This window comes from Shewanella sp. YLB-07 (genome assembly GCF_009377275.1).
In genome coordinates this window covers 647123-673947 of record NZ_VOQB01000001.1, presented here as the reverse complement: position 1 = coordinate 673947, position 26825 = coordinate 647123, and the positions used below count along the sequence as shown (strand labels likewise).

Genomic DNA, 26825 nt, shown 5'->3' with positions numbered 1-26825 from the left:
TCGAACTCGCTGGTGCTCCACACGTGAAATTCAAGCCTATCGAGCTAACTGGTGCTCCACACGTGAAATTCAAGCCTATCGAACTCGCTGGTGCTCCACACGTGAAATTCAAGCCTATCGAGCTAACTGGTGCTCCACACGTGAAATTCAAGCCTATCGAACTCGCTGGTGCTCCACACGTGAAATTCAAGCCTATCGAACTCGCTGGTGCTCCACACGTGAAATTCAAGCCTATCGAACTCGCTGGTGCTCCACACGTGAAATTCAAGCCTGTTGAACTCGCCGGTGCTCCACACGTTAAGTTCATCAACCAAGAAATTGCTTAAGGTCTAAGGAGAATTATTATGTTTGATTCAATTAAGAAAGCACTAGGCCTAACTCACAAGCCAGCCCGTATCAAAGTACAGCTTCCAGAAGGACTGAACCATTTAGAAGTTATCCCTGCCAAAGTGTGGTGGAAGTAGACTTATATTATCCGTGAGCTGATATGTTAGATAACTCGTGAAGCAAGTACAGAAAAGGAGCCTAGGGCTCCTTTTTTAACTTCGTTATTTAGGGATTTATACTTAATAACTACAGCTTGCTCATCGAAACTGACGCAGCAGAACAGAAACAGAAAACTAGAACCTTAATGATCCTGAAGACTTACCGACTGAACGTCGCCAAGCATAATGTTTATGGGTATTAAATAACGGATAGGCTACAGGACCAATCAGCAGTCCCAGCAAGATCCAGCGCTTGACGCCCAACCCAGCTCGAAAGGCTAAGTTCCCCATGACGATACCCGATAGAAAAAGCACACAAATAAGGGTTACAACACTTTGTACATTTGTAAATACCAGCACTAATCTACCACCTCAATCTATTCTGACCCTATAAGCCGCGGGATTGTACAAAAAACATCATAGAAAGTGAACATAAATTAGGCGGGGATTTTCCTTAGAAACAAAAAAATGCGGCGTTATGTTGCCGCATTGTTAAATAATCTAGTTCGATTTAGGTTAAAGTTACCCTTAGCTAGCTACACCTCGAACCTAACTCGATCGAACTTAGGTCAGTCGAAGAAGCGCTGATTGGTCTCAGCCATCTCCCTTAACTTATCACAAGGTGCAAATCTGTTGCCGTGCTTAGCTTGGTATTTCTCTAACTTAGCAACTAAGACGCCAGCTCCTAGTGTATCGATATAGTGGAATGGTCCACCCAGGAATGGCGGGAAGCCAATACCAAAGATAGCACCAATATCACCGTCACGAGGTGATGCGATAATCCCCTCTTCCAAACAACGTACAGCCTCATTGAGCATCTGAACTACGCATCGCTGCGCGACTTCAGAAACTTCAGCATTCACGCCAGGTTTCAAGCCTAGGACTTGGTAAACACTCTCATCGACTTGCTTACCTTTCTTCTTGGCCTTACCACCGTACAGATAGAAGCCTTTACCGTTCTTACGACCCTTTCTGTCATCACTCAGTAGCTTATCGAACGCTGCAGGCGCCTTGAATCGTTCACCTAATTCAGCTTCCAATATAGGAGAGATCTTCGCGCCTACATCAATACCAACTTCATCGAGTAATGTCATAGGGCCGACAGGGAAACCAAACTTAACCAGTGCCTTATCTAGATGTTCAACACTTTGACCTTCAAGCAGCAATTGTGCAGCTTCGTTCATGTACAAGGCTAAAATTCGATTCACGTAGAAACCGGCACCGTCTTGTACCACTATTGGCGTTTTACCTTGCTTACGGGCAAAGGCAACCACGGTTGCTATGGTCTCGGGCGAGGTTTTCTTATGGGCGATAACTTCAACCAGCGGCATTTTCTCAACCGGAGAAAAATAATGCAAACCGATGACATTTTCGGGACGAGCAGCCGCCTCGGCAATCTGTGAGATTGGCAGTGAAGAGGTATTTGAAGCGAAAATGGTGTTCTCGCCACACTCACGTTCGACATCTTTTACCATCTGATGCTTAAGCTTCAAGTCTTCAAATACGGCTTCAACCACGATATCAGCATCTTTAATGCCTTTGTACTCAGTGGTTGTGGTCATCAGCGACATGATATTATCTCTAGCCGATGGCGTCATATGGCGACGCTTTACGCCTTTATCGAGAAGCTTATAGGCATAAGAGAGTGCGTTGCTAAGTCCTTGCTCACTGATATCTTTGACTCGCGCCGGGATCTTAGCTTTGGTGGTCGTCACAGATGCAATACCGCCGCCCATGAGGCCGCCACCGAGTACCATTGCCTTGTTGACTTTTCGAGGCACAACATCGCCGGCGCCAGTCTCTTTCTTCATCTCGGTCGTGGCAAAGAAGATGCTTCTTAATGCGGCCGACTCTGTCGACATGACCAGATCGGCGAAATGGCTGGCTTCCACTTCGAGTCCTTTGGCTTTTCCCTTAGCCATGCCTTGGCGCACGCAATCGATAATCTTTGCAGGCGCTGGGTAATTACCTTGAGTCTTCTTCTGAACTTGCTTACCGGCTTGATCGAAGATGATATTTCGGCCAACTGGAGTGCCTTCGAGCAACTTGTTGACCAGAGACTTGTTCACCTTCTTAGGCGCACGTTTACCTTTAAGCGCCATTTCAACCGCGGTAGCTAACAGTATCGACTCGGGGACAACATCGTCGACCAAGCCCATCTTCAACGCTTGCTTAGGGCGGATCTGCTTACCCGTTAGCATCATATCTAATGCCGTAGTAATACCAACGAGTCTAGGTAATCTCTGGGTTCCACCACCACCGGGTAACAGGCCTAGCTGCACCTCAGGTACGCCCATCATGGTCTTGCCATTTTGGCTACATACTCTTTGATGACACGCCAATGCCAGCTCCAGACCGCCGCCCAGACACACACCATCTATCGCCGCAACCACGGGGATAGACATGGCTTCTAGTTCGTTAAATACGATATGTCCTTGCTGTGACAGCGCCTTAGCGTCTTCTACAGAAGTACAAGCATCCAACATGGAGATATCAGCACCGGCAACGAAACAATCTTTCTTTCCAGAAGCTAACACTAGGCCCTTGATACTTTTATCGGCTTTAATTTCCGCCAATATTTCAGTGATCTCAGGGCCAAATTCGGTGCGCAAGGTATTCATGGTTTCGCCGGGTACATCTATCGTCAGTACGGCGATGCCATCTTCACGGCGAACTAAATTAAATGTCTTTTCCATAAGAATTACTCCACTTCTACTATCATTGCTGCACCTAAACCACCTGCCGCACAGGCCGTGGTGAGTCCTGTACCACCGCCTCGACGTTTTAGCTCACGACAGACTTGGGTGATTAATCGAGTGCCCGTTGCGGCAAAAGGATGACCATAAGCGAGTGAGCCACCTAACACATTAAATTTGCTCATATCTATCTCACCTATGGCTCGGTTTCTGCCGAGTTTCTCTGCGGCGAACTTTTTCGAGGCAAACATCTGCATATTGGCAAGTGTTTGAGCCGCAAAGGCCTCATGCATCTCGATAAGCGTCAGATCTTCGAGTTCCATACCCGCACGTTGCAATGCCAGAGGCGTCGCATAAGATGGGCCCATCAACATGTCTTCCCACACATCGATGGCGCTAAAAGCATAACTCTTGATATAGCCGATGGGATCATAGCCAAGTGCTTTAGCACGGCTCTCACTCATCATTAACACCGCCGAAGCACCATCGGTTAATGGCGTACTGGTGGCCGCGGTAACGGTACCATGCTTACGATCGAATGCAGGTCTTAGCTTGGCATAGGATTCCAGGCTAGAGTTTTCACGAATATTATTATCACGGTCGATAAAACGCTTATAAGGAGGAACATGAGCCGCCATGACCTCATCTCTAAGATGACCCGCATTCCATGTCTCAGTGGCAAGCGTATGAGAGCGGTGTGCTAAAGCATCTTGATCGGCGCGGCTAATGTTATACGTCTTAGCCATCTGTTCTGCGGTTTGGCCCATGGAGATGCCAGTAGAAAATTCGGCAACAGCTGGTGGAACAGGGAACAAATCTTTTATTCCTAAACGTCTGAAGATAGCCAGCTTCTGGCTGAAAGAGCGGGCCTTGTTCAGATCGACTAACGCATGAGCCAGTTTCTTCGATACACCAATCGGCAGAACCGAAGATGAATCGGCACCACCGGCGATACCGATATCGATATTACCCGTCATAATTGACTCGGCAACATTGACCGTAGACTGAAAACTGGTAGCACATGCACGGCTAACACTATAGGCATCGGTACTCACATTCATACCTGTACCCAACACAATTTCTCGGGCAATATTAGGCGCCGCAGGCATCTGAACAACCTGTCCATATACGAGCTGCTCTATTTCCTTAGGATCAAGCTCCGAACGAGACAACATCTCGTTGACGACCATCTTGCCCATGTCCAGTGCCGAAACACCGTGAAACGCCGTAGCTTGTTTAGCAAATGGGGTTCTTAAACCCATTACTATTGCAATACGATCGCCCTTGGCGTTCGTTACCTGTTGTCTGTGACTCATTTGCCGCCCTCTTCTTATACGCCTAGCCGATATTTAGCTCTTGACGCTATTATTTCCTTGCCGCGTTTTAATCTGTCCGACTGTACTGCATATAACAGGTCAGACCATTAAAGTGTGATCTGATTCTAACTTCTTACAGGAAAGTTTTAAACACCTGTTTGGTTTTTAGGCTGAAAAATATTAAAAAAACCTTTATTAACAATGTTTAATGAAGTTTATTTTGATTTATCTTGTCCTATATATGCATATTACAAATATCTAAATGTAGTTAAAGCGACAATGCAGCATATAACTAAGTCGTACAATTAATATGACTTTATATACACAAAAGGTAAATTGGCACTAGCCAAACCCTATGTGAATTTTTTACCATGTCGTTGGTCTATAACTTAACGAATAAAAACAAGCCGAGTAACATCATGCCTTTGAGTCGATTTCACGCGTTACGCGAATACCTTAATCAGGTCATTTTGGGACAACCTGTCCTAACCGAAAACTTATTAATAGCCTTGATCGCAGATGGACATTTACTCGTCGAGGGACCTCCTGGTCTGGCGAAAACCCGGGCGGTAAAGGCCCTATGTGACGGCGTCGAAGGGGATTTTCATCGAATTCAGTTTACCCCGGATTTACTACCAGCCGATTTAACCGGAACTGACATCTATCGTGCTCAAACGGCGACATTTGAATTTGAAGCTGGCCCTATTTTTCACAATCTTATCTTAGCCGATGAGATCAACCGAGCCCCAGCCAAGGTTCAGTCGGCTCTGCTCGAAGCAATGGGGGAAGGTCAAGTTACCGTAGGTAAGAATAGCTATAAATTACCTGAACTGTTTCTGGTCATGGCGACGCAAAACCCCCTAGAGAACGAAGGGACTTATCCGCTACCCGAAGCACAACTAGATCGCTTCTTGATGCATCTCAAGCTGGATTATCCCAGTGCGGAAACTGAGTTCGAGATCATGCGTATGTCACGTAAAGAAGCCTTGAAGCAAGCGGCTCCCACTGTAGAACCTATCATTCAGAAAGATATTTTCGAAGCCCGCGAAGAGTCACTGGAACTCTATCTCGCCGAGCCGTTAGAGAAATACATCGTCGACATAGTGATGGCGACCAGACAGCCGCAACGCTACAGCGATGAACTGGCCAGTTGGCTTGAGTATGGTGTCAGCCCACGAGCCACACTCGCATTGGAGCGCTGTGCCCGAGCACGAGCTTGGTTACTGGAGCGCGATTTTGTTTCACCGGAAGATATTCAAGCCGTGGCACCCAATGTATTGAGACACAGGTTACTCCTGAGTTATCAGGCACAAGCCGAAGGCGTGAGTAGCGACCAAGTGATCGATTATATTTTGTCTCAAGTCGCGGTGCCTTAAGTGTCTGAAATTGTCCTCCCTCTTTTTGCCGACGGGGTAAACCTGAATCAAAAAGAGCTGCTAGCATGCCAAAATATCGCCAGAGCGCTTCCCGAGAAACGCTCTAAAGCCCGTGCGAGTCTCTCGGGACACAGGGCCAGTCTGATTAAGGGCCGGGGCATGGAGTTTGCCGAAGTACGGCAATACCAACCCGGTGATGATGTCAGAACCATAGATTGGCGCGTTACGGCTCGTACGGGTAAGGCTCATACTAAGCTCTTCGTTGAGGAGCGCGAGCGGCCAGTACTGATTTTACTCGATCTCAGCCACAGCCTCTATTTTGGTTCCAGCTTATTGCTGCAATCGGTACAGGCTGCACATCTGGCCACCACTCTTGGCTGGAGTGCAATCCTACACAGCGACAGATTAGGGGCATTGATTGCCACAGAAGATGAGCATATTGAACTCAAGCCCAGAAGCCGCCAGAAAGGCATCTTACAACTCATCTCAGCCATCGAATCAGTGCATAAGCAACAACTGGCTCGGCTGGCTACACATCAGGCTGAGCCTGATCATATGTTCCGTGCATGTCAAAGGCTCAGGCGCATAGCTAAGCCTGGTTCATTGATCTGGATAATCAGCGATGGCAGCAATTTCAATGAGTCTTGTCTTGCGCCTCTGTCAGATCTAAAACGCCATTGCGATATGGGGGCCTTCTTAATCACAGACCCCCTGAGACAAGGCAAGCTAACACTGCCCAAACAGTTCCAGCTGCCAGTAAAAGATGGCAATAAGGAGCTAACCCTCAATCGAGCCGGCTATGATACCTGGCTGCAAAAACAACTTCAGACCCAAGCCCAGTTTACTCAAATGATGCAAAAATTAAATGTTCACACACGCACATTAGATGCGGGCATGACCCTTAACGATCAACTTGGAGCGTTAAGATAATGCAGCCCACAGCCAATCCCGCCCTCACCGTATTGAAAGACATTCATACACCCGAGGCCATCAGTAACATGCCAATGGCCTTAGGTTACTGGCTGGTTCTAGCACTGATATTGATAGCTGTCACAGCTCTCATGTTCAAACTCAAACAAGCAAGGCGCCACAGGGCGCCAAAACGCGAAGTCTTATCAGCCATCGCATCATTGGACACATCTAGCGATAAACATGCCGCCGATATCCCAGTTCAGATAAATAGCTTAATCAAACGCGCAGCCATGAGTTACCTCTCAAGGGAACAGGTGGCTGGTCTTCAAGGCGACAGTTGGCACCAGTGGATGACGCAGCAAGTTAACACTGTTAATCCGCGTTTGAAAGCCCTGCTCGACAGGCGCTACCAGAGAGAAGGCCTGACTCAAAAAGAGGCCGAAGAGCTCAAGATGTTAGCCACCGACTGGCTCAAGCAAGCCTTACCATTGAAAGAAGACGCTAAGAATATCGGTACCAACAACAAGGAGGCACAATGCTGACTCTCGCATGGGCCTGGTTACTCTTACTTCTGCCACTGCCACTCATTTTCAGAAAACAGCAACAAGAAGTCGAAATCAGCGGTCATCTTCATCTGCCCGGCATAGGTGAAAATGGGGCTGAGCAAATTCAGCAACAAGCACATTCCCGTAAAGCCTACTGGCTAGTCTGGGTGCTGTTAGTGATTGCCGTTGCGCGCCCCTTGTGGATGGGTGATGCTATCGAGCTGCCAAGTAAGGGCCGCGATCTTATGATGGCAGTGGATCTTTCCGGCAGTATGCAGATTGAAGACATGGTGCTCAACGGACAAACTGTGGATCGATTTACCATGATACAAGATGTGGTCAGTGACTTTATCGAACGTCGTAAGGGAGACAAGTTAGGCCTTATTCTGTTCGCCGATCATGCTTATCTGCAGGCCCCCCTGACCCAGGATAGACGCTCTGTCGCGCAATTTCTAAAGGAAGCTCAAATAGGACTAGTCGGCAAACAAACCGCCATAGGCGAAGCGATAGCCTTAGGGGTTAAACGTTTCGACATGGTCGACAAGAGTAATCGGATTTTAGTGCTGCTCACCGATGGCTCCAATAATTCAGGTTCCATCTCTCCCGATCAAGCCGCCGCTATCGCCGCTAAGCGTGGAGTGAAGATCTACGCAATCGGCGTCGGCGCAGATGTCATGGAGAGACGTTCTATCTTCGGTACAGAGAGGGTCAACCCGTCGATGGATCTCGATGAAGCACAACTAAGCTCCCTGGCAAAAACCACAGGAGGCCTGTACTTCAGGGCCAGAAGTTCTCAGGATCTGGAGCAGATCTATCAAGAAATTGATAAACTCGAGCCCATTAGCCGAGATCAACTCAGCTATCGACCTCAATCGGAACTTTTTTATCTGCCATTGACTGCCGCCTTGTTGCTCACTATCTTAATGGCACTATCTCAACTCCCCTTATTTAATCGACCCGTGCAATGGTTAACGGCCCGTCGAGGAGACAGATAAACATGCATTTTCTTCGACCTGAGTGGTTTTTCGCACTCATCCCTCTGATAATCCTCATCCTATTACTGTGGCGCAGTGAACGAAAAAACTCGACATGGAATCGTTACATTGCTCCCCATCTAGCCTCTCTGTTAGTCACCCAGACTAACGAGATAAAGCGCAGCAAGTTATGGTATCTCGGATTAGCTTGGCTCGTGGCCGTGCTTGCCTTGTCGGGACCCGCGTTCACTAAGCAATCTCTGCCAGTATACGAAGCGGCTCAGGGCAGAGTTATCGTCATGGATATGTCTCTGTCTATGTACGCAAGCGATCTGTCCCCCAATAGATTGTCACAAGCAAAATTTAAAGCTACCGACCTTATCGACGCACTTGAAGAGGGTGAAACCGGACTCATCGCCTATGCAGGGGATGCTTTCACCATCAGCCCCTTGACGCGGGATAGAGCAACCTTACTCAACCTACTGCCAACCTTATCACCGGATATAATGCCGGTTCGAGGCTCTAACTTAGTAGCAGCGTTGGAACAAGGGAAAAACCTACTCGCTCAAGGAGGACACATACGCGGTGACATCTTATTGCTCACAGACGGCGTATCGACTCAACAGATGCGTGCAGCAAAAGCCGTCTTACAAGACACCCAATACCGCTTAGCCATTATGGCTTTTGGCAGTGAGCAAGGCTCACCCATTCGTCTGCCAGATGGACAGCTACTCAGGGATAATGCCGACCAAGTAGTCGTCGCTAAGACGAACTATTCGTTGCTCAATGAGCTGACACAGGCTGCAGATGGTGTATTAATTCCCTATAGAAGTGATGGGCGGGATCTCGAGCAGATGCAAAACTGGTTGTCGACAACCGGCGATACTAAGGCAACCGAACTCGATGGAGAGATCTGGCAAGATGCTGGCCCCTATATCGCGCTATTACTCCTGCTGCCTGTATTGCTTAGTTTCAGGCATGGATTGGTTGCGGTCGTTGCACTCTTTATCGTCTATATCCCAACTCCGGTTCAGGCATCGACCTGGGACAATCTCTGGCAAACCCAAGATCAACAAGGAATGCAAGCCTATCAGGCAGAGGATTATCAGCAGGCGTCAGATTCCTTTACATCTCCTCAATGGCAAGCCAGCGCCCTTTATAAGGCTGGAGAGTATGATGAGGCTTTGTCATTGTTCGAACAGGATAACTCCGCTAGCGGCTTGTTCAATCAAGGCAACAGCTTGATGCAGCAGAATAAATATGATGAGGCGATAAAACGTTATCAAGAGGCATTAGTACAAAACCCGGAATTGACTGGTGCAAAGGATAACCTAGAACTTGCCAAAAAATTAGCGCAACAGAAGCAAGATAGCCCAGATCAAGACAAGTCAGACTCACAAGAAAAGTCTGAGGACAATGCCGACAAAGACTCAGACAAAGATAAGCAGCAAAAATCTGATCAAGAGCAGCAATCACAATCCAATGACTCACAGCAAGACAGTGCCTCAGATAAAGAGGATTCAGGAGATCAGAGCCCGGAAGATAAAAGCTCGGAAGAAAAGAGCTCAGAAAATCAAGACTCAAAAAGTAAGAATAACGATGCCGACATGCAGGCCGATCCGGACAAACTGCCGTCTCAAAAAGATAACCAAGACAGTGAGCAGGACAAACAAACCAACAGCCATGATAGTCAAGAAGAGCAAGAGCAGCAGGCTCGTTCGCAAAACGCCCAAGCAGCCGATGAAAATCCAGAGGAAGAAGCTCAGGCAAAAGCCCAAGCGGCTCAAATGCATGAAGGACCAGAAGCACTTCCTCCTGAGATGGAGCGTGCGTTAAGATCTCTGGTCGACGACCCGCAAGTTTTACTGAGAAATAAGATGCAACTCGAATATCAAAAACGTGCAAGACAAAATGCTAACTCTAAGGATCAGCAGCAATGGTAGTTTCCAGACGTTTATTACTAGCCTTAATGACGCTAGTTTTTTCCATTCCCACTTTTGCCATTAGCCAGCTGGAAACAACTGTCGATAGAAACCCTGCCGTTGAAAAGGAATATTTAGTACTGACCATCAGTGCCGACGATGATGTCAAAACCGGGGATCTAGATACATCCCCCCTGCTCAAAGACTTCATTGTGGGACGCACCAGTGTCAGCCGCAGCACACAAATTGTTAATTTCGACTCGAGAAAGCAAACTCGTTGGCAAATCCTCTTGGCACCTAAGCATGCCGGCACTATCTTGATCCCCTCTTTGAGCATAGACGGAGTCGAATCTACACCTATCGAACTCAGTGTCGTCGCTGCAGGCAGTCAACCCCAGCAGATGAGGAACCTGTTTATACGTACCAGCTTATCCACTGAAGAAGCCTATGTGGGACAACTCATCATCTATAAAGTGAAACTCTTCTTAGCGGTGGATCTTCAGCGAGGGCTGTTAAGTGCCCCTAACTTAGATGGTGCACAGATCAAGCAACTGGGTGAAGATGTCGATACGACAGAAATTTTCAATGGCCGCCGCTACCGAGTCATCGAACGCACATACGGCATCATTGCCGATCTACCCGGAGAACTGACCATAGACGGCACAGGTTTTTCGGGCGATGTGTTAGTGCAAGGCTCTCGTCGAGGCGGCATGTTCTCTTTCAATGAAAGCCGCCCCATGGAAGCCAGAGCCGCGAAATCTATCTTACTTATTAACCCTATACCCAATGAGTATCACGGTGAATGGTTAGTATCAGATCTGGTCGCGCTAAGTGAAGACTGGCCGGAAGAGACTCAGGAATATCAAGTCGGGAACCCTATCACACGTACCATCAGTTTACTGGCATCGAATACGGATGACACTAGCTTACCGGAGATCCTAATACCAGTCCCCCAAGATCTTAAAACCTACCCGGAGAAGCCGGTACGCAAGACGTTCTTGCGAGATAAACAGATGGTGTCACAGCTGACCCAAACCTTAGCCATAGTGCCAACCAAAGCCGGAGAGTACACCTTACCGGCCGTCACAGTGCCTTGGTGGAATCCTCACACTAAACGTCAGGAGCAAGCGACGCTCCCCGCCAGAACCATCACAGTGATAGGCAGCGACGTAGCAGAAATCAATTTACCTCAGATAACTAATACTTCTGCTACAGATACATCGGACTACTGGCCTTGGTTAAGCTTAATCTTTGCCGCCTTATGGTTAGCCACCTTAGCGCTCTGGCAAAAGAGTCGCAGTCAGATTAAACAACTCACCACTAACCAGGGTGACTCGGCATCGACCCACAACATACCTGATGCAGTAAGCAACAATGAGAATGTTCAACGCCAAGCCTCCCCCGTCCTAACGGCTAAGCAAGGAACTAACTTATCGACGTTGGAAGCTGCCTGTAAAGAGGAAAACGCCGGAAAAGTATTGACGGCGCTTCAAACTCATTACAGTAAGCAACATTCTCGCTCCATGAGCCTTGCCGATATTGCCGGATTATCTCTCGAGCTGAACCAGGTCATTTCGCAGCTGCAGATCAGCGCCTTCAGTAAGGAACAAACTCCAGTGAATTATCAGATGATCATCGAAGCGGTGAAATCATCGAAAAATAAGAAGGTTCAGCAGCGGACCTCTGCACTGGTGGATCTTAATCCTAAGTAGACCTCTCAACGCCTTTGGCAAGAAGTTATAGTTAACTTCTTGCCATTCCCTTCAAGCAGGTTAAGCTAGCCACTATTGTGGTAGTTAATCGAGCACTAATTTAAAAATGTTTAATCGCCTGCGAAATAAAAAACCCGATTCCTCGGTCAATTCTGACATGCTAAGTAAACAAAGACGATACGATAGCCTTGTCAGGGCACTCCATGCAGATATATTCCGCTACGCCTACTGGTTATGCGGGGATAAGCATATTGCGGAAGATATCACTCAGGAGACTTTTCTCAGAGCCTGGCGCTCACTCGAGTCATTAAAGGATGATAAAGCGGCTAAAGCCTGGCTTATCACCATAGTGAGAAGAGAGAATGCCCGTCGATTCGAGAGGAAACAGTTCGATTACTCAGATATTGAGCAAGAGCAACTGGAAGATCATATCTCCACGAGCACCGAAGATAATGCAGAGCAGCATCTGATCCGCAGACAGATCTCAAAATTAGAGATCGAATACCGTGAACCTTTAATTTTACAAGTTATTGGTGGCTTTAGCGGCGAAGAGATTGCAAAAATATTAGATCTCAACCGTAATACCGTAATGACTCGACTGTTTCGTGCCAGAAACCAGTTAAAAGATTTAATAGAACAACCACAAGTAAGAGGTCAATCCAATGGATGAGCTGAAGTTTAGACGTCAAGCCTATGGAGAGCCAAACTGTCAGGACGATGATTTTTTAGCGGCGATGCAAGTTGCCCCTGAACGTGCAGCTTTCGTCAATGAATTAAAGAAGCTCGATAAAAAACTTGAGCGAGCCTTAAAAATTGATGTACCGGAAGATTTAGTGGCCAAATTGCTGCTTAATCAACAGCTGCATCAGCATCAGAGGCAGAGACGTAAGTCCGGGTTTACGTTGGCACTTGTCGCATCAATCGCTTTTATCGCAGGGATCAGTTTCACCCTATTAAGGATGGCTCCCGTCGATCTAGGGCAACATGCCCTCGCCCATGTGTATCATGAGACTAAAGCACTGAGCGTAGATCAAAATGTCAGCTTTAAGGATGTTAATTTTCAGCTGGCTTCTATGGGTACAATAGGCAATGCCAAGTTCACTCAACAACCCGGTAAAGTCTATTACAGCACTTTTTGTGACTTTCAAGGCGTGAAGAGCCTACATCTGGTTATGCAGGGAGAGCATAGCAAGGTTACCCTCTTTATCGTCCCCATTGAGGAGCGTATGGTGCTCGAACAAGCCTTTGCCGATGACAAGTACAAGGGAAGAGGTTTCACAACCGACAACGCCTACATGTTACTCGTTAGTGAAAATGATGCAGACATAAGTTACGTAGAGGAAGAGATTCAACAAATATTCATCTAAACTCGTAACAACCTGTGGTGGCACCGGGTCACCACAGGACCTACCAGCTTCACATTTCCAATCAATATTGAGCTTCGCATCTAACATCTGCTAGCATGTCGCCCACATTTTAAAATAAATAATAATGGCATAAGCATGGATATTGAATTACCGATATTAGTTACCTTCATCGGCTATCTCGCCCTAATGATGGGGATCGGCCTATGGGCCTATAAAGCGACAGACTCAGTTGACGATTATATCTTAGGTGGCAGAAGCATGGGCCCGGCCGTCACCGCATTGAGTGTTGGTGCATCTGATATGTCAGGCTGGCTATTACTAGGATTACCCGGTGCAGTTTATTTGGGTGGATTAGGCGAAGCTTGGATTGGTATAGGTCTGGTCTTTGGCGCCTGGTTAAACTGGCTCTTCGTGGCCAAGCGTCTTCGTATATACACGGAATTTACCGATAACGCCCTCACTCTACCCGACTTCTTCGAGAAACGCTTCGAAGACAGCAAAGGCTTACTCAAGCTGGTTTCAGCGGTCACTATTCTAGTCTTCTTCACCTTCTATGCTTCGTCTGGCATGGTAGGCGGTGCGATACTGTTTGAAAAAGTCTTCGGCCTAGATTACACCTTAGCCTTGATTATCGGCTCGACCATTATTGTCGCATACACCTTTGTCGGTGGATTCTTTGCCGTCAGTTGGACCGACTTCTTCCAGGGTTGTTTGATGTTGGTTGCCCTATTAATCGTCCCGGTGGCTATCTTCAGTCAGCCTGAAACCCAAAATGGTCTAGACAGTATCGACCCGGCCATGCTTTCCATGTTCAATGAAGGCACCACTGTCATCGGCTTAATCTCACTTCTCGCATGGGGCTTAGGTTATTTCGGTCAACCACATATCCTGTCTCGATTCATGGCCATCAAGAGTGCCAATGATATTCCGCTATCGCGTCGTATCGCCATGAGCTGGATGGTTATCGCCCTCATAGGTGCATTAGCAACGGGCATAGCCGGTAGCCTGTACTTCGCCAACGATCCATTGGCCAATCCTGAGACCGTTTTCATCCACCTGGCACATGCAGCATTTAACCCATGGATCGGCGGTCTGCTTATCGCCGCGATTTTATCGGCCATCATGAGCACCATAGATTCACAGCTCTTGGTCTGCTCTAGTGTCATCACCGAAGATTTCTATAAGAAGTGGCTACGCCCAGAAGCCAGCAGCAAAGAACTGATGTTAGTGGGCCGTATCGGCGTACTCGCGATTGCCATTATCGCCGGTATCGTTGCACTCAACCCAGAAAGCAGCGTTCTTGGACTAGTGAGTTATGCATGGGCAGGGTTTGGCGCGGCATTTGGTCCTGTGGTGTTACTCTCGCTCTTCTGGAGTGCTTACAGTCGAAATGGTGCGGTGGCGACTATCATAGTCGGTGCATTCACAGTTGTGATCTGGAAACAGCTTTCTGGTGGCATCTTCGATATCTATGAAATCTTACCAGGCTTCATTTTAGCAACGCTATCAGGTGTGATTGTGAGTAAAATATCTGCCCCTTCCGATAAGGTAAAAGAGCAGTTTAGAGTATTTACTTCAAAACTATAAGCACTAAAAATAAGACGTTAGCCCCTCAAAAACCCAAAATAGCGTACACGTGTACGCTATTTTTTTTATTTATTTTCAACCCTATTTTTCACAAGCCCGCAACGTAAATTCAAACCCAGTAAAAGCCTTGATACGCCTCATGATAGGCGCTCCAGCTCACGGTTAAAATACACACACATCAATAACCTCAAAACTCATGATTTAATTAACAAAAATGCAACTGACATTTGCAACTGGTCGGAGTTGTTGGTGGGAAAAACCAACCCTAAGATGCACTGGTCTAACAAGTGGACTCACATCAAACTTTAAAAAAGCGGACAAAAGCTGAGTTTGAATTTCCGGTCCTAAAATTACAGAGATGATAATGATGAAAAACTTCAACAAGACTTTATTAGCTATCGCCGTTACGCTTGCAAGTACACAAGCTATGGCCGCAGGTTTTCAATTAAACAGCCAATCGGCTACCGGAATTGGCCGTGCTTTCGCTGGTGACGCCGTCATCGCAGATAACGCTTCTGTGCTATCTCGCAACCCGGCAGCTATGGCGCTGTTTGATGAGAAGCAACTCTCTATGGGCCTGACTTACGCCGATGTACAGGTTCAGGTTAGCGATGTTACTCATGGCGATACAGGTCTGAACTATGGTTCTGTCGATGATGCGGCGGAAGCCAAGATCATCCCTAACTTTTACTATATTAACCCGGTAAACGACAAGTTCGCTTACGGTGTGGCTATGTTCAGTAACTTCGGTACAGGTACCGATACTAGTGAGTTATCGAACCCTGTTCCTGTAGGTGGCGGTGTAAAAGTTCCCGCACCTGTAGACTTACTTGGTAAAACAGAAGTCACCACCATTAACTTCAATCTAAGTGCCTCTTACCGCATCAACGAACATTTCAGCGTCGGTGCTGGTGTCGATATTATCTATGGCCAAGGCACCTTGACTCGTTCTGGAGAGTTACCATTAGGTGAAGGTGGTTCATACGTACCAGTTGATCTAGTTGATGTTGATGCCGATGGCGTCGCATTCGGTGGTATCGTCGGTGCAGTTTATGAAATCAATGCTGATAACCGTTTCGGCATCAGTTATCGTTTCAGTCCAGAAATGAGTGCAGATGGTACCGTGAACTACGGTGGAGTTGATTTTGAAGAGATCAATATCCCTATGCCTGATATCTTCCAGGTTGCAGGTTTTCATCAGCTGACTGACAAGTTTGCCGTTCACTACACGGCTCAGTTAAGCACATGGGGCGATTTTGATGAGATTTCAGTTTCGGACCCAGGTGATGTTCAACTTAAACATTACGCATGGGATGACTCTTGGTTATTCAGCGTCGGTGGTACTTACACACTTAATGACACTTGGACACTTCGTGCCGGTTACATGCATGACCAAGGCGTAGTCGGCGAGGTCAGCTCTATCTCAATCCCGGACTCAAATCGTAACTGGTATACAGCAGGTGCAACTTACAACCTGTCTAAACACACCAGTCTCGACTTCGGCATAGCCTTCGTCCGCGGTGAAGATGTGTCACTGACAGAAATGAGTGAAGTTGTAGGTGATATTCATGCCAGCACTCGCTCTGATGCGACTTACTACTCTATGCAGTACAACTACAAGTTCTAAATTTATTTAGTCCCTGATAGTCATGAAAAAGCCGCATTCAGTGCGGCTTTTTGCTGCCTGAAGAAAATATCAGGATATGCGCTTATTAAAAACTTCTTAGCTAGATTTCAATAGCAAAATAAATCTATACTATTTATTCAGGTTTCCACTCAAGGAATTGGATTAGAATGAATAAAAACAACGCGATAAGTGCACTTATATTAGGCTCCTTACTCTGTTTTGGTCTGGCACTGCTGGGCTATGGCATTGGACATAGCCTAATCGAGATGAAGTCCATGGATAGAACGGTTACCGTCAAGGGGCTTGCCGAACAGGAAGTTAAAGCCAATGTCGCTATTTGGCCAATCCGCTTCACCGAAGTCGACAATGACCTCACAACCTTATATCAGACGGTACAAACTCAGACAGACAAGGTGATCTCTTTCTTGCTTAAACAAGGCTTTACCATCGATGAGATATCCAGCTCTCAGCCCTCAATCGAAGACAGGCAGGCACAGGGATATGTGGACCCCAATGTGAAATACCGCTACGCGGCCAAAGTGACCATCTCTATCTATACCCAGAGAGTCGACCTTCTCTTAGAAAGCAGACAAAATATGCTCGAGCTGGCCAAAGAAGGCATTGCTATCTCAAATCAAGATTACAACAGTAGGACTGAGTTTCTGTTCACAGAGCTCAACTCTGTCAAGCCCGCTATGGTGCAAGCCGCTACGACCAATGCCAGACAAATAGCCGATAAGTTTGCCCAGGACTCAGATTCGGTACTCGGTAAGATAAAAAATGCCTCTCAGGGCCAATTTAGTATATCCGATAGGGACAGCAATACCCCTTATATCAAGCGTGTGAGAGTCGTCTCAACCTTAACTTATTATCTCAAAGATTAGTTAGCTTAAGTGGCATTGATTCCCCCTGTGTAAGGATACTTGGGTACACATTTACCCTATGCCTTCCGAACGTTATACTGAATAGTGAAACCTTAGATTGTTGCCGACGCTTGCTCTGCTTAATGCATTAGCAAGCGCCCAATGTTTATAAGTTAAAAGTATAGAGATTAAAAGCATCTAAACTAACTCGTCATATTCATTCATAAATATAAGGAAAATAAAGTGAAGAATCAGATAAATATCGCCCATAGAAGTATGCAAAATTACAGCTTTATGGTCATTTTCGCGTTACTTAGCCTCTTGATGAGTCAATTCGCCTTGGCGGCTGATAAAGACCCGAGAGTCGCATGGGATAAGATAGATGCGGGGGCCACAGTGATCGATGTCAGAACGGCAGAGGAGTTCGCGGCGGGACATTTAGATAACGCGATCAATATCCCTTTCGAAGAGATAGCCGCTGAAATAAAAATGCTCGACATCGCCAAAGACACTCAAATTGTACTCTATTGTCGCAGTGGCCGACGCAGCGGTATCGCTTTCGATACCTTAGTCTCGGAAGGTTTCACTCAGAGCTATAATGGCGGTGGTTTTGAAACTTTGAGTCAGTTTAAGCAAGATGACAAACAATAATTAAGCGACTAGCTCAGCATGATTTGTCGATAACTCACTAAACCTTGTGAAGAGTTATCGACACCTTAATAATACACCTGGTCTAGATCACTGACTCCTCAGATTCATACTTTTTATGCACCTTTATACCAATCAGTATAAAGGTATGGTCACTCAGCGAGTATTTAGCACTTCTTATACCGATTGGTATTACTCGTCCAAATCCCCCTTTCTCATGCTAGATAAAGTTAAAGCTTTAGAGGCTCAGCATTAGCTTCAATTTGGCAAAAGTTTACCTTAACCCTATGACAAACCTTAGTAATTGGCGTTGTTCCCACTCATCAATATTACTTTTAAGAATATATTATAACCAATATCAACTAATACTATTAACCTATACTTTCAATGCCTTACAAGAATAAAACATTAAAAAACCACAATGAAAATCATTTAGGATATTGAATTCTAAATGTATTGATTTCATCACTATCCGCATACCAACTCACAATTACCTACCAAACCCGCGAATTAATGCGTTTTAAACGCAATAACTATGCAGTAAAGATTTAATTACCCTCTCCAGCCAAATAACACCAAGGTGTTAACGTTAATTTTACAATTCAATTACATACAGTTACATTCACTGACGAGTAACCAGTTTATTTTAGTTTCCACTAAAAATAGACCTAATAATAATGATTAATTCTAATTAACATGGAAGACAACTATGACAATAAGCAAAACAACATCTGTTGCACTCAGCTTATCTGCCTTGGCAATCGCCATTTCAGCTAATGTGCAAGCTGCGCCGACCTTTACCCCGGGGCTTCAATCGAGTGCTACAGGTTTTGAACAAACATCTCCGCTGCCTAAGCGCTATATTGTAAAATTTAAAAATGCTCAAGCCGCTTCAAGTTTCCAATCAGCGTCTGATGAAATGAGTGTGATGAGCTATGTGCCAAGAACTAACGAAGTCTTCTCTCATCACAGAGCACTCAATAGTGTTTCAGCAAGAGAGATGAAGCGCATTGGTCGCAGTAATAGCTATACAGCCAAACTCGACTCAAAGAGTATTCAATCCCTTCGTCTTCGTTCAGATGTTGATTATGTTGAAGAAGACATGCCCAGACACCTGCTGAGTGAAACAACTCCATGGGGTCAAACCTATGTGGGCGCTACCAGCTTGAGTGACTCCATGGCTGGTAATCGCACCATCTGTATTATCGATTCGGGTTACGATCGCGACCATGGTGACTTGAGTGGCAATAATGTCACGGGCACCAATAATTCAGGTACTGGAAACTGGTTCGATCCAGGTAACAATAATGCTCACGGTACTCATGTGGCAGGCACCATTGCAGCCATCGCCAACAACTCAGGGGTTGTTGGTGTGATGCCAAACCAAACAGCCAACATTCATGTGATCAAGGTATTTAACGAAGCTGGTTGGGGGTACTCTTCATCTCTAGTTTCGGCCATAGATACTTGCGTCAGTAACGGCGCTAACGTAGTCACTATGTCTCTGGGTGGTGGCAATTCCAGCACCACAGAAAAGAACGCCATGACGGCTCACGCGAATAATGGCGTGCTATTAATTGCCGCGGCAGGTAACGCTGGTGATAGTACTCACAGCTATCCGGCTTCTTACGATGCGGTAATGTCTGTGGCAGCCGTTGATAACAACAAAGATCATGCTGCATTTTCCCAATACACTAATCAGGTTGAGATCTCAGGTCCAGGTGAAGCGATTCTATCGACAGTGACATTGGGTGAAGGACGTTTAGCCGACATAACCATCGACGGCCAGTCCTACTTCGATAATGGTATCGTCCCACATAATCGTTATGTAAAGTCTGGCACCGACCATATTGGAACTCCAGTTAATGACAGTGTCACCGGAGAATTAGCAGAGTGTTCGGTTTCTGGTAGCAGTTTTAACTGTGGCGATATGAACGCTAAGGTTTGTTTAGTTGAGCGCGTCGGTAATCAGGGCGCTAGCTACCCCGAGATAGATGCAGTTAAAGCCTGTAACTCAGCAGGAGCAAGTGCAGTTATCGTCTATGGTAATACCGAACTTCCGGGCCTACAAAATCCCTTCCTCGTCGATACCAACAACGAAGCTCCACTGGTTTCTGTCTCAGTCGATCGCGCAACGGGTCAGGCCTTACAAGCACGGTTAGGCTCAACGGTCACTGTCGCTAACACGGCAAACGAAGATTACGAATACTACAACGGCACCTCGATGGCGACCCCTCATGTATCGGGTGTGGCAACATTAGTATGGAGTCATCATACAGAGTGTAGCGCCATGCAAATCCGCTCAGCATTAAATGCAACGGCGGAAGATCTTGGTACTGCTGGACGTGATAATCAAACAGGTTATGGTCTTATCGATGCGGTAGCCGCTAAGGCTTATCTCGATGCCTCTTGTGATGGCCCTACCGATCCGGGCACAGGTCCAGGAGAGTTTGTGCTTGAAAACGGTGTAGCGAAAAACAGCTTGGCAGGCGCTAAGAATGACGAGCTTCATTTCTCTGTCGATGTCCCGGCTAACGCAACTGATTTGAGCTTTACCATGAGTGGCGGCAGTGGCGATGCGGATATGTATGTGCAGTACGCAGCGGCGCCAACCACTGGCAGCTATGATTGTCGCTCATGGGAAGGCGGCAACAGTGAGTCTTGTCCTATCAGTAATGCGCAAGCCGGCACTTACTACGTGATGGTTCAAGGTTACACTGCCTTTAGCGGAGTCAGCTTAGTCGCTAATTTCACGGAATCTACTGGCGGTGGCGGAAATACAGGTGGCCCGGCAACCTACACCAACACTAACGGTTACTCCATTCCTGATAACAGCTCAGTCGGCGTTACTAGCCCGATATCTGCCACTCGAACCGGTGACTCTGGAACCGTGACAGTGAAAGTGAATATCAGCCACACTTATATTGGTGATCTACAAGTCGAGCTGCATAGCCCATCGGGTCAATTTGCTATCTTGCATGATAACGCTGGCGGCAGCACAAACAACATAGTCCAAAGCTACACCGTCGATATGACAGGTGTTGAATCTGCAGGTGACTGGACACTAAAAGCGGTAGACAGTGCTCGACGTGATACTGGCACCATCAACAATTGGGAGCTTACTTTCCAGTAAACCTATTCAGCTTTATACATTTTGTTGAGGGCGCATGCGCCCTCTTTTCCTCCTACGCTAAAACCTCCCCTGTTCAATCTTGCTGGTTAACTGATATAATTAACTCAATATCAATTAATCTAATGAACTCATGACCCAAGTAAACAATCCACTACATGGTATCAAGCTAGAAGACCTACTCACCGACTTAGTCGAACATTATGGCTGGGAAGAGCTAGGCGCTCGCATCGATGTTCGTTGCTTTAATCATGATCCAAGTATTAAATCCAGCTTGCGCTTCCTGCGTAAGACCCTCTGGGCAAGAGAGAAGGTTGAATATCTTTATTTGAAGATGAATAAATTACCTTTACCGGCAAGAAAGCCAAGAGATGATCACTATCAGGCCAGTGATAAGAGCCTACGAGAGGCGAGTAACAGGTCAAATGCTAACTCTGATAACAATAGCGATGATGACAATCAGCTCAATACCAATATCTGGGGCAACTAGCTGCTTGGATAAAACCTAGCGACTTGAATCAAACATCAAAAAGCCGGATAGACCTTAGCGTCTGTCCGGCTTTTCTATATTTATAGTATCAATTGGTATTAGCCTTTAAGCGGATACTCGCTGCCATCTTTTGCCGTGAAGATTTGCGAAGCTTGTGAGTTTTCAATGATTCGCTTCTCTTCAATATTGAGTAAGCTAATCCAATATTCATGGCCTTCCAGCCTGACATCATCTATGTGGGCCTGGTCTTTAATACCTGTCTTGCCGCCGCGATCGAAACTCAGTTCCACATGGGTACCGTTACTGTTAAGCAAGATAGCTTCAGGTTCACTCTTATGGCCGTTTAGCGCAACAAATTGCCCTGAATTCTTCAGCCCCGTATGGGTTCCGTCGGCAAAAAACATCAACAGCTGTTGATAGTAAACCACGTAACTACGCACCTCTTTATGAGAACCTTTAGCTAATGGAAAGGTGTTATCCAGAAACTGTTTGGCATTAGCCATAATGTCAGTATCAGTGACTGCTTCTGCAGTTTTCACATTGACAATTCCGGCATTGATAAGGTTTGTAAAGTTTTGCTCGCCATATTCACTGCTGATAGTTGATATATCCATAGCCTTATCCTCTCAAATCAATCTCGGGTTATTTTCCATTATTAACAAACGACTAGTATTTTTATAATTGAATTATCACCTAGCTTTTCATTTTTACTTCAAGTGAGTCACTCATATTCATTCTTTCTCGATTGCTTGATTTGTAGTCTAGCTAATTTTTGACTACAATTTCACAATTAAAATTATACAGTGTGAATTTTACAAAATGAGAACAACAAAAAGCTTAATGCGAAAATCACATTTTCTTGGTACTAAAATTCGTAACCTAAGAAAAAGAAACCATCTCACCATGGAAGATCTTTCTGCTCGTTGTGTTCGGGTCGACCCGGAAACCGCCCCCTCAGTGTCATACCTGTCTATGATAGAGCGCGGTAAACGAGTGCCCAGTGCAGGCATGTTAGCCGTCATCGCGGCAGTATTTCAGAAAGAGGTCGATTGGTTTTTAGATGATGTACCTGAAGATCAAGCTATCACGCCAGATAAAGGCCGCCGTGGTGGCATAAACGGCATGGCGCTGGAGCCAAGTTTTTTGTTTTCCAAAGATATATTACAGATTGCCATACCTGAGATGTTGTCACAAACAGGGGTCACCGGACGACAGTTTGCTCATCTTTTGATCCGCGCCCATCAGGAACATCATCAGAATCACTTCCCGGATCTTGAACGTGCGGCCGAAGAGATAGGACAGAAACGCCTGCCACTCGCCCAGGAAGATATCATGGATATCGCTAAGGGTATGGGCCTCAAGATAAAATGGGTCGACCGTGCCCCCAAAGATGTTATTGATGAGATGGGGGCCACCTCCACTCAACTAGTGACTTCATTTTTTGAACCGCCTTCGACCATCTATATCAATAAACACCTGAAATCGAACCCGACTCGACTCAAGTATGATCTGGCGGTGCACATAGGCCACTGTGTATTGCACAACAAGGATGGATTGAAATCTGTACTCACCACTGGACGAAGTCAGGTCAGTACCGAGATGGACAATGGCACACCACAGTCTTCGACGGTCAATGCACAGGACATTCTCCACGCCTGGCGTGATTTTGAGTCCAGTTTCTTTGCCGGCGCCCTGCTTTGCCCCAAAGTCCCTTTCAGGCAGATGTTAGATCGTCATGGCTATGAGATAAATGTTCATGAAAAAGTGGGGGTGTCCGCATCGGTTGCCATGCGCCGCATGACGGTTGTCTCTCCCTATCCCCACTGGCATTATTTCGATGCCTATGCGCCAGGGAAATTAAAAGCCGTCTATCGCGGCAACGGTATTCCACTTCCCTGGGGCAATATGCGCTTAGTTCAAGACCCCTGTCAGCATTGGGCTGTATTTAGAAAAATCAATGAAACCAGTACTGGCTCATCTGCACAACTGTCGATACTCGATGTCGACAATGAGCCTAGGATTTACAGCTGTGAGTCAATAAGAGTAAAAGATATGGCGGGCAACAATCACGTACTCTGTGCCGGCATAGATCTCAACCCCGCTATCGAAGCTCAGGGAGGAGACGCTAATGCGATGGCCTCAGAATTAAAACAAGCTTGCGTTAAGCATGGCGGCGAAGCCGAGATCCCCAAGGCCATAAAGAAGGACTTAACCAGTGTGGCTAAAATTCTCAATATCAACTGGGTCGAGCGAGGCATAGATACTCAAGCCAGACTCATCTGCTCCAGAGGGGCTGTTTGTCCACGTCAGCCAACTTGTTATGAAGCAGGTAAGTCTCAGTGTAACTAGGTAATTGGATTGCTGAAAAAAAGAGCCGCTGGACACGATTGCGGCTCTTTGTGGTAATAAACCAAGCTAATAGAATTGAGTTGGCTTAGACCTTAAATTGCTGGACTAAGCTGGCTAAATGTCGTGACAGTTGCAACAAGTTTTCACTGGCCGATACGGTTTTTTCTACGGCCTGAGTCGTTGAAATTGACCCATCACTGATAGACACTATATTTTGATTAATCTCAGCGGCAACCAAGGCTTGCTGCTCTGCAGAAGAATCAATCATGGCATTAAGTTGATTAATTTCGGTGATTTGCTCTTCGATAATCTTCAGCGCAGCACCGGCTTTTTCTGCTTGGTCAACGACAGATTTAGCATCGTCATCACCTTGGGACATGACACTTACCGCATGTTGCGTACCCGACTGCAGGTTACTGATAATCTTATTTATCTCTTCCGTTGCATCTTGAGTCCTCTGGGCCAATGTACGTACCTCATCTGCAACAACCGCAAAACCTCGACCCGCTTCACCCGCCCTCGCCGCTTCGATCGCCGCATTGAGCGCCAGAAGGTTGGTCTGCTCGGATATGCCTCGAATCACATCCAGTACAGTCCCGATGACGCTGCTATCTTTCTCAACTCGAGCAATAGCCTGATTAGCATCTGAAATCATTTTTGAGAGGCCTAAAGTTTGCTCAACCGAACTCTCTACCATTTGACGGCCATGACTCGCTGCATCGGTGGCATTAAGTGTTGCCTGTTTTGCATGCTCGGTATGTTGGGCCACTTCTTGTACCGTAGTGGCCATCTGATTGATTGCCGCAGCGACTTGCTCAGTAGATTGCTGCTGTAGCACGACTCCCTGCTTGGTCTCCTGCATAATATTCACCAGATCGGAAACTGCTGCATCGAGCTGCTGGCAAGCATCGGTCACCTTACTCACGATAGTGCCAAACTGCTCCATCATACGGTTGAAAGCGACACCTGTGACACCAATTTCATCCATACTCCTGACTTCGAAGCGGCTAGTCAGATCCGACTGTTTCTCGATACACTCAACTGTGCTGCGAAGCCGTTCTATGGGGGTACAGATCTCTCTACGCATCACATAGGTATAGATAATACTCAATAGAATGATAACGATAAGTAATATGAGTGACAGGGTGAACAATTCAGCGGTCTTGTTAACTATCCTGTCAGCCGCCTCCCTCACCAAATTTCCGGAACGAGTGACGTCCACACTCGCCGATTTCGCTTGTAGGCTGACCTGTTCGAAGTTTTTATCCGCGGCTTGTTGAAAGTGCAAAATCAACAACTCAATATCCTCAGCCTGCTGTCTGCTGCCGGCAATCAATGAGTTACCTTTAACTCGATTATCATCGACATAAGCATCCACAGCCTCAAGCATCACATCATAAAACGCCTGAGTTTTATCTGTGAGTGTCCTAGCTAAATCCCCGTCTTGAGTCGCCAGCTCCGCAAGCTTACTATTAAGGTGTTCCTGGGTGATATTTGCCTGATCTTCCGCTTCGTTTAACCAGCTAACCGACAGATCCAACAGCCAGGCCCTGAGCTCCCGAAACTCTTTATCGATCTCACTCGCCAGTAAGTATTTATTACGCTCTACTCGCTGCAGAAGCTGCATCTCTTCCTGGTGCCTAATCGCGTTAATCTGCTGCTCGACTAACACTTGTTGTTCAACACTAATCGAAGAGATACTTTCAACCGTTGTCAGCACATAGATCAATGCAAATGCCATTACAGCCGAGAAACCAAAGCTGCCTGCAACCAGTTTGGTCGATATAGTCATATTTTTAAACATACCACTACTACCTCTACTGGTAGATGATTAAGCTGATCGCTCCACCTAACTCACCTAATACACCTCCCTCTTTCTTGCCACCGGTAATGTCCCTCTCTCCTTTTGGCATGCCATGGCAGCCTAAACATGACTTACCATAGTATTCAGGTAAGATAAATCTAAAGGCATCTTTGCCCTTGACCTTAGATTCCTCAGAAAATGGCTCTCCCTTCATATAGTCTGCACTCTTAAACAGGGTTTCGATAACATTGTTCTCCCATTTATCAGGCCTGTTAGCACGATTTCTCACATAAGTCTTAGGTGCCGTTAACTTGATTTTCATCTTTCCAGCCATACTGGAACTGAACTTATTAGCCACCTGCCGGGCAAAAATTGCGGGTAAGAAACCTTTAAATCCCACACCTTGTTCATTGATTAAATCCTGATTTTCATCCATGACAGCCACGACCGCAATCAACATGGCAGTCTGGGCATCGGTGAGTTGGTCTGTATCTAAGGGAATACCACTGGCCTGTGCATAATTGACCAGAGCCTGCTCTTTTACAGATTCACCCGACAACCCTTTATCACCTATAGAAGCATCGTTGATATGTTGTTGATTGACTGAGATGACTTTCCTGGCAGCGCGATAGAGCGTGGTGAGTTCTTGGCTTATTTCGGCATTTGAGTTTGCTACTGCGACTTCGACGTCAGTAAATAAAAGTAGGAGAACACAGATTAATGACCCCAATACACGTGATGTGAACATGGCGACCGTCCTGTTAAAAGAGCTACCAAACAAGTTAAAAATACCTAACTCTGTTCAGGGCAGCTGACTAAACATCTTTTAATTATAGTAACCATTCACTCAGGTGATTAGTTTTCGAGCGACTCATGCTTATCTAAAAAGTAACAGAAATACCAAAGTAAACTGATTTACTCTGGCTGATTGAACAAAAAAGAGGTAGCACCATATATGGGGGCTACCTCTTATAGCAAACATCGGTGACTAAGTGATGAATATTCTTGTCTACATTCAGCCT

General features: G+C 46.3%; 20 protein-coding genes and 1 pseudogene. 16 read left to right on the top strand and 5 right to left on the bottom strand.

Translation table 11 applies throughout. From position 1 onward, the window contains the following. Positions 1-326, top strand: a pseudogene (locus FS373_RS02785) (hypothetical protein); the annotation flags it as partial. A 728-nt stretch (positions 327-1054) separates the two neighbouring features. Here the strand turns inward: FS373_RS02785 and fadJ are convergent. Next, complete coding sequence (gene fadJ, locus FS373_RS02770) at positions 1055-3181, bottom strand: fatty acid oxidation complex subunit alpha FadJ (RefSeq protein WP_144047207.1); 2127 nt, start codon at positions 3179-3181, stop codon at positions 1055-1057. 5 nt (positions 3182-3186) lie between these two features. Beyond that, positions 3187-4497, bottom strand: coding sequence for an acetyl-CoA C-acyltransferase FadI (fadI, locus tag FS373_RS02765; RefSeq protein WP_144047208.1), 1311 nt, complete (start codon positions 4495-4497; stop codon positions 3187-3189). A gap of 419 nt (positions 4498-4916) precedes the next feature. Between fadI and FS373_RS02760 the strand changes: the two genes are divergently transcribed. From FS373_RS02760 to FS373_RS02695, 14 genes are all read left to right on the top strand, one after another. Beyond that, positions 4917-5873: an AAA family ATPase gene (locus tag FS373_RS02760; RefSeq protein WP_144049037.1), complete on the top strand. Its 957-nt coding sequence runs from the start codon at positions 4917-4919 to the stop codon at positions 5871-5873. Then, complete coding sequence (locus FS373_RS02755; protein ID WP_144047209.1) at positions 5874-6803, top strand: DUF58 domain-containing protein; 930 nt, start codon at positions 5874-5876, stop codon at positions 6801-6803. It begins immediately after the preceding gene. After that, on the top strand, positions 6803-7327 hold the full coding sequence (locus FS373_RS02750) for a DUF4381 domain-containing protein (RefSeq protein WP_144047210.1): 525 nt from the start codon (positions 6803-6805) through the stop codon (positions 7325-7327). The genes FS373_RS02755 and FS373_RS02750 overlap by 1 nt, the downstream gene beginning before the upstream one ends. After that, positions 7321-8325: a vWA domain-containing protein gene (locus FS373_RS02745; protein ID WP_144047211.1), complete on the top strand. Its 1005-nt coding sequence runs from the start codon at positions 7321-7323 to the stop codon at positions 8323-8325. Before FS373_RS02750 ends, FS373_RS02745 begins: the two co-directional genes overlap by 7 nt. A gap of 2 nt (positions 8326-8327) precedes the next feature. Then, a complete protein-coding gene (locus tag FS373_RS02740) occupies positions 8328-10247 on the top strand; it encodes a vWA domain-containing protein (protein ID WP_152828988.1) in 1920 nt (639 codons plus the stop codon). Next, a complete protein-coding gene (locus FS373_RS02735) occupies positions 10241-11938 on the top strand; it encodes a BatD family protein (protein WP_152828987.1) in 1698 nt (565 codons plus the stop codon). The genes FS373_RS02740 and FS373_RS02735 overlap by 7 nt, the downstream gene beginning before the upstream one ends. Positions 11939-12044: 106 nt before the next feature. After that, a complete protein-coding gene (locus FS373_RS02730; protein ID WP_144047213.1) occupies positions 12045-12608 on the top strand; it encodes a sigma-70 family RNA polymerase sigma factor in 564 nt (187 codons plus the stop codon). Continuing rightward, on the top strand, positions 12601-13305 hold the full coding sequence (locus FS373_RS02725) for a DUF3379 domain-containing protein (RefSeq protein WP_144047214.1): 705 nt from the start codon (positions 12601-12603) through the stop codon (positions 13303-13305). Before FS373_RS02730 ends, FS373_RS02725 begins: the two co-directional genes overlap by 8 nt. Before the next feature lie 135 nt (positions 13306-13440). After that, positions 13441-14892 (top strand): sodium/proline symporter PutP, encoded by a 1452-nt coding sequence (gene putP, locus FS373_RS02720; protein ID WP_144047215.1) that lies wholly within the window; start codon positions 13441-13443, stop codon positions 14890-14892. A 367-nt stretch (positions 14893-15259) separates the two neighbouring features. Beyond that, positions 15260-16519 (top strand): OmpP1/FadL family transporter, encoded by a 1260-nt coding sequence (locus tag FS373_RS02715; RefSeq protein ID WP_144049038.1) that lies wholly within the window; start codon positions 15260-15262, stop codon positions 16517-16519. Positions 16520-16686: 167 nt separating this feature from the next. Beyond that, entirely contained in the window at positions 16687-17403 is a 717-nt protein-coding gene (locus FS373_RS02710; protein ID WP_144047216.1) for an SIMPL domain-containing protein, read from the top strand. 255 nt (positions 17404-17658) lie between these two features. After that, positions 17659-18033 (top strand): rhodanese-like domain-containing protein, encoded by a 375-nt coding sequence (locus tag FS373_RS02705; protein ID WP_152829106.1) that lies wholly within the window; start codon positions 17659-17661, stop codon positions 18031-18033. A 706-nt stretch (positions 18034-18739) separates the two neighbouring features. Next, positions 18740-21163, top strand: coding sequence for a S8 family serine peptidase (locus tag FS373_RS02700; protein WP_152828986.1), 2424 nt, complete (start codon positions 18740-18742; stop codon positions 21161-21163). Positions 21164-21293: 130 nt separating this feature from the next. After that, a complete protein-coding gene (locus FS373_RS02695; RefSeq protein ID WP_144047218.1) occupies positions 21294-21650 on the top strand; it encodes a VF530 family DNA-binding protein in 357 nt (118 codons plus the stop codon). 98 nt (positions 21651-21748) lie between these two features. On the opposite strand, the gene FS373_RS02690 is transcribed toward FS373_RS02695, so the two are convergent. Beyond that, on the bottom strand, positions 21749-22264 hold the full coding sequence (locus tag FS373_RS02690; RefSeq protein WP_144047219.1) for a malate synthase: 516 nt from the start codon (positions 22262-22264) through the stop codon (positions 21749-21751). Between the two features lie 205 nt (positions 22265-22469). Between FS373_RS02690 and FS373_RS02685 the strand changes: the two genes are divergently transcribed. After that, positions 22470-23999, top strand: coding sequence for a DUF3612 domain-containing protein (locus tag FS373_RS02685; RefSeq protein ID WP_144047220.1), 1530 nt, complete (start codon positions 22470-22472; stop codon positions 23997-23999). An 85-nt stretch (positions 24000-24084) separates the two neighbouring features. Here the strand turns inward: FS373_RS02685 and FS373_RS02680 are convergent, their stop codons facing one another. After that, positions 24085-25803, bottom strand: a complete 1719-nt coding sequence (locus tag FS373_RS02680; protein ID WP_144047221.1) for a methyl-accepting chemotaxis protein — start codon at positions 25801-25803, stop codon at positions 24085-24087. Between the two features lie 13 nt (positions 25804-25816). Beyond that, positions 25817-26551 (bottom strand): c-type heme family protein, encoded by a 735-nt coding sequence (locus FS373_RS02675; protein WP_144047222.1) that lies wholly within the window; start codon positions 26549-26551, stop codon positions 25817-25819. Positions 26552-26825 lie beyond the last annotated feature (274 nt).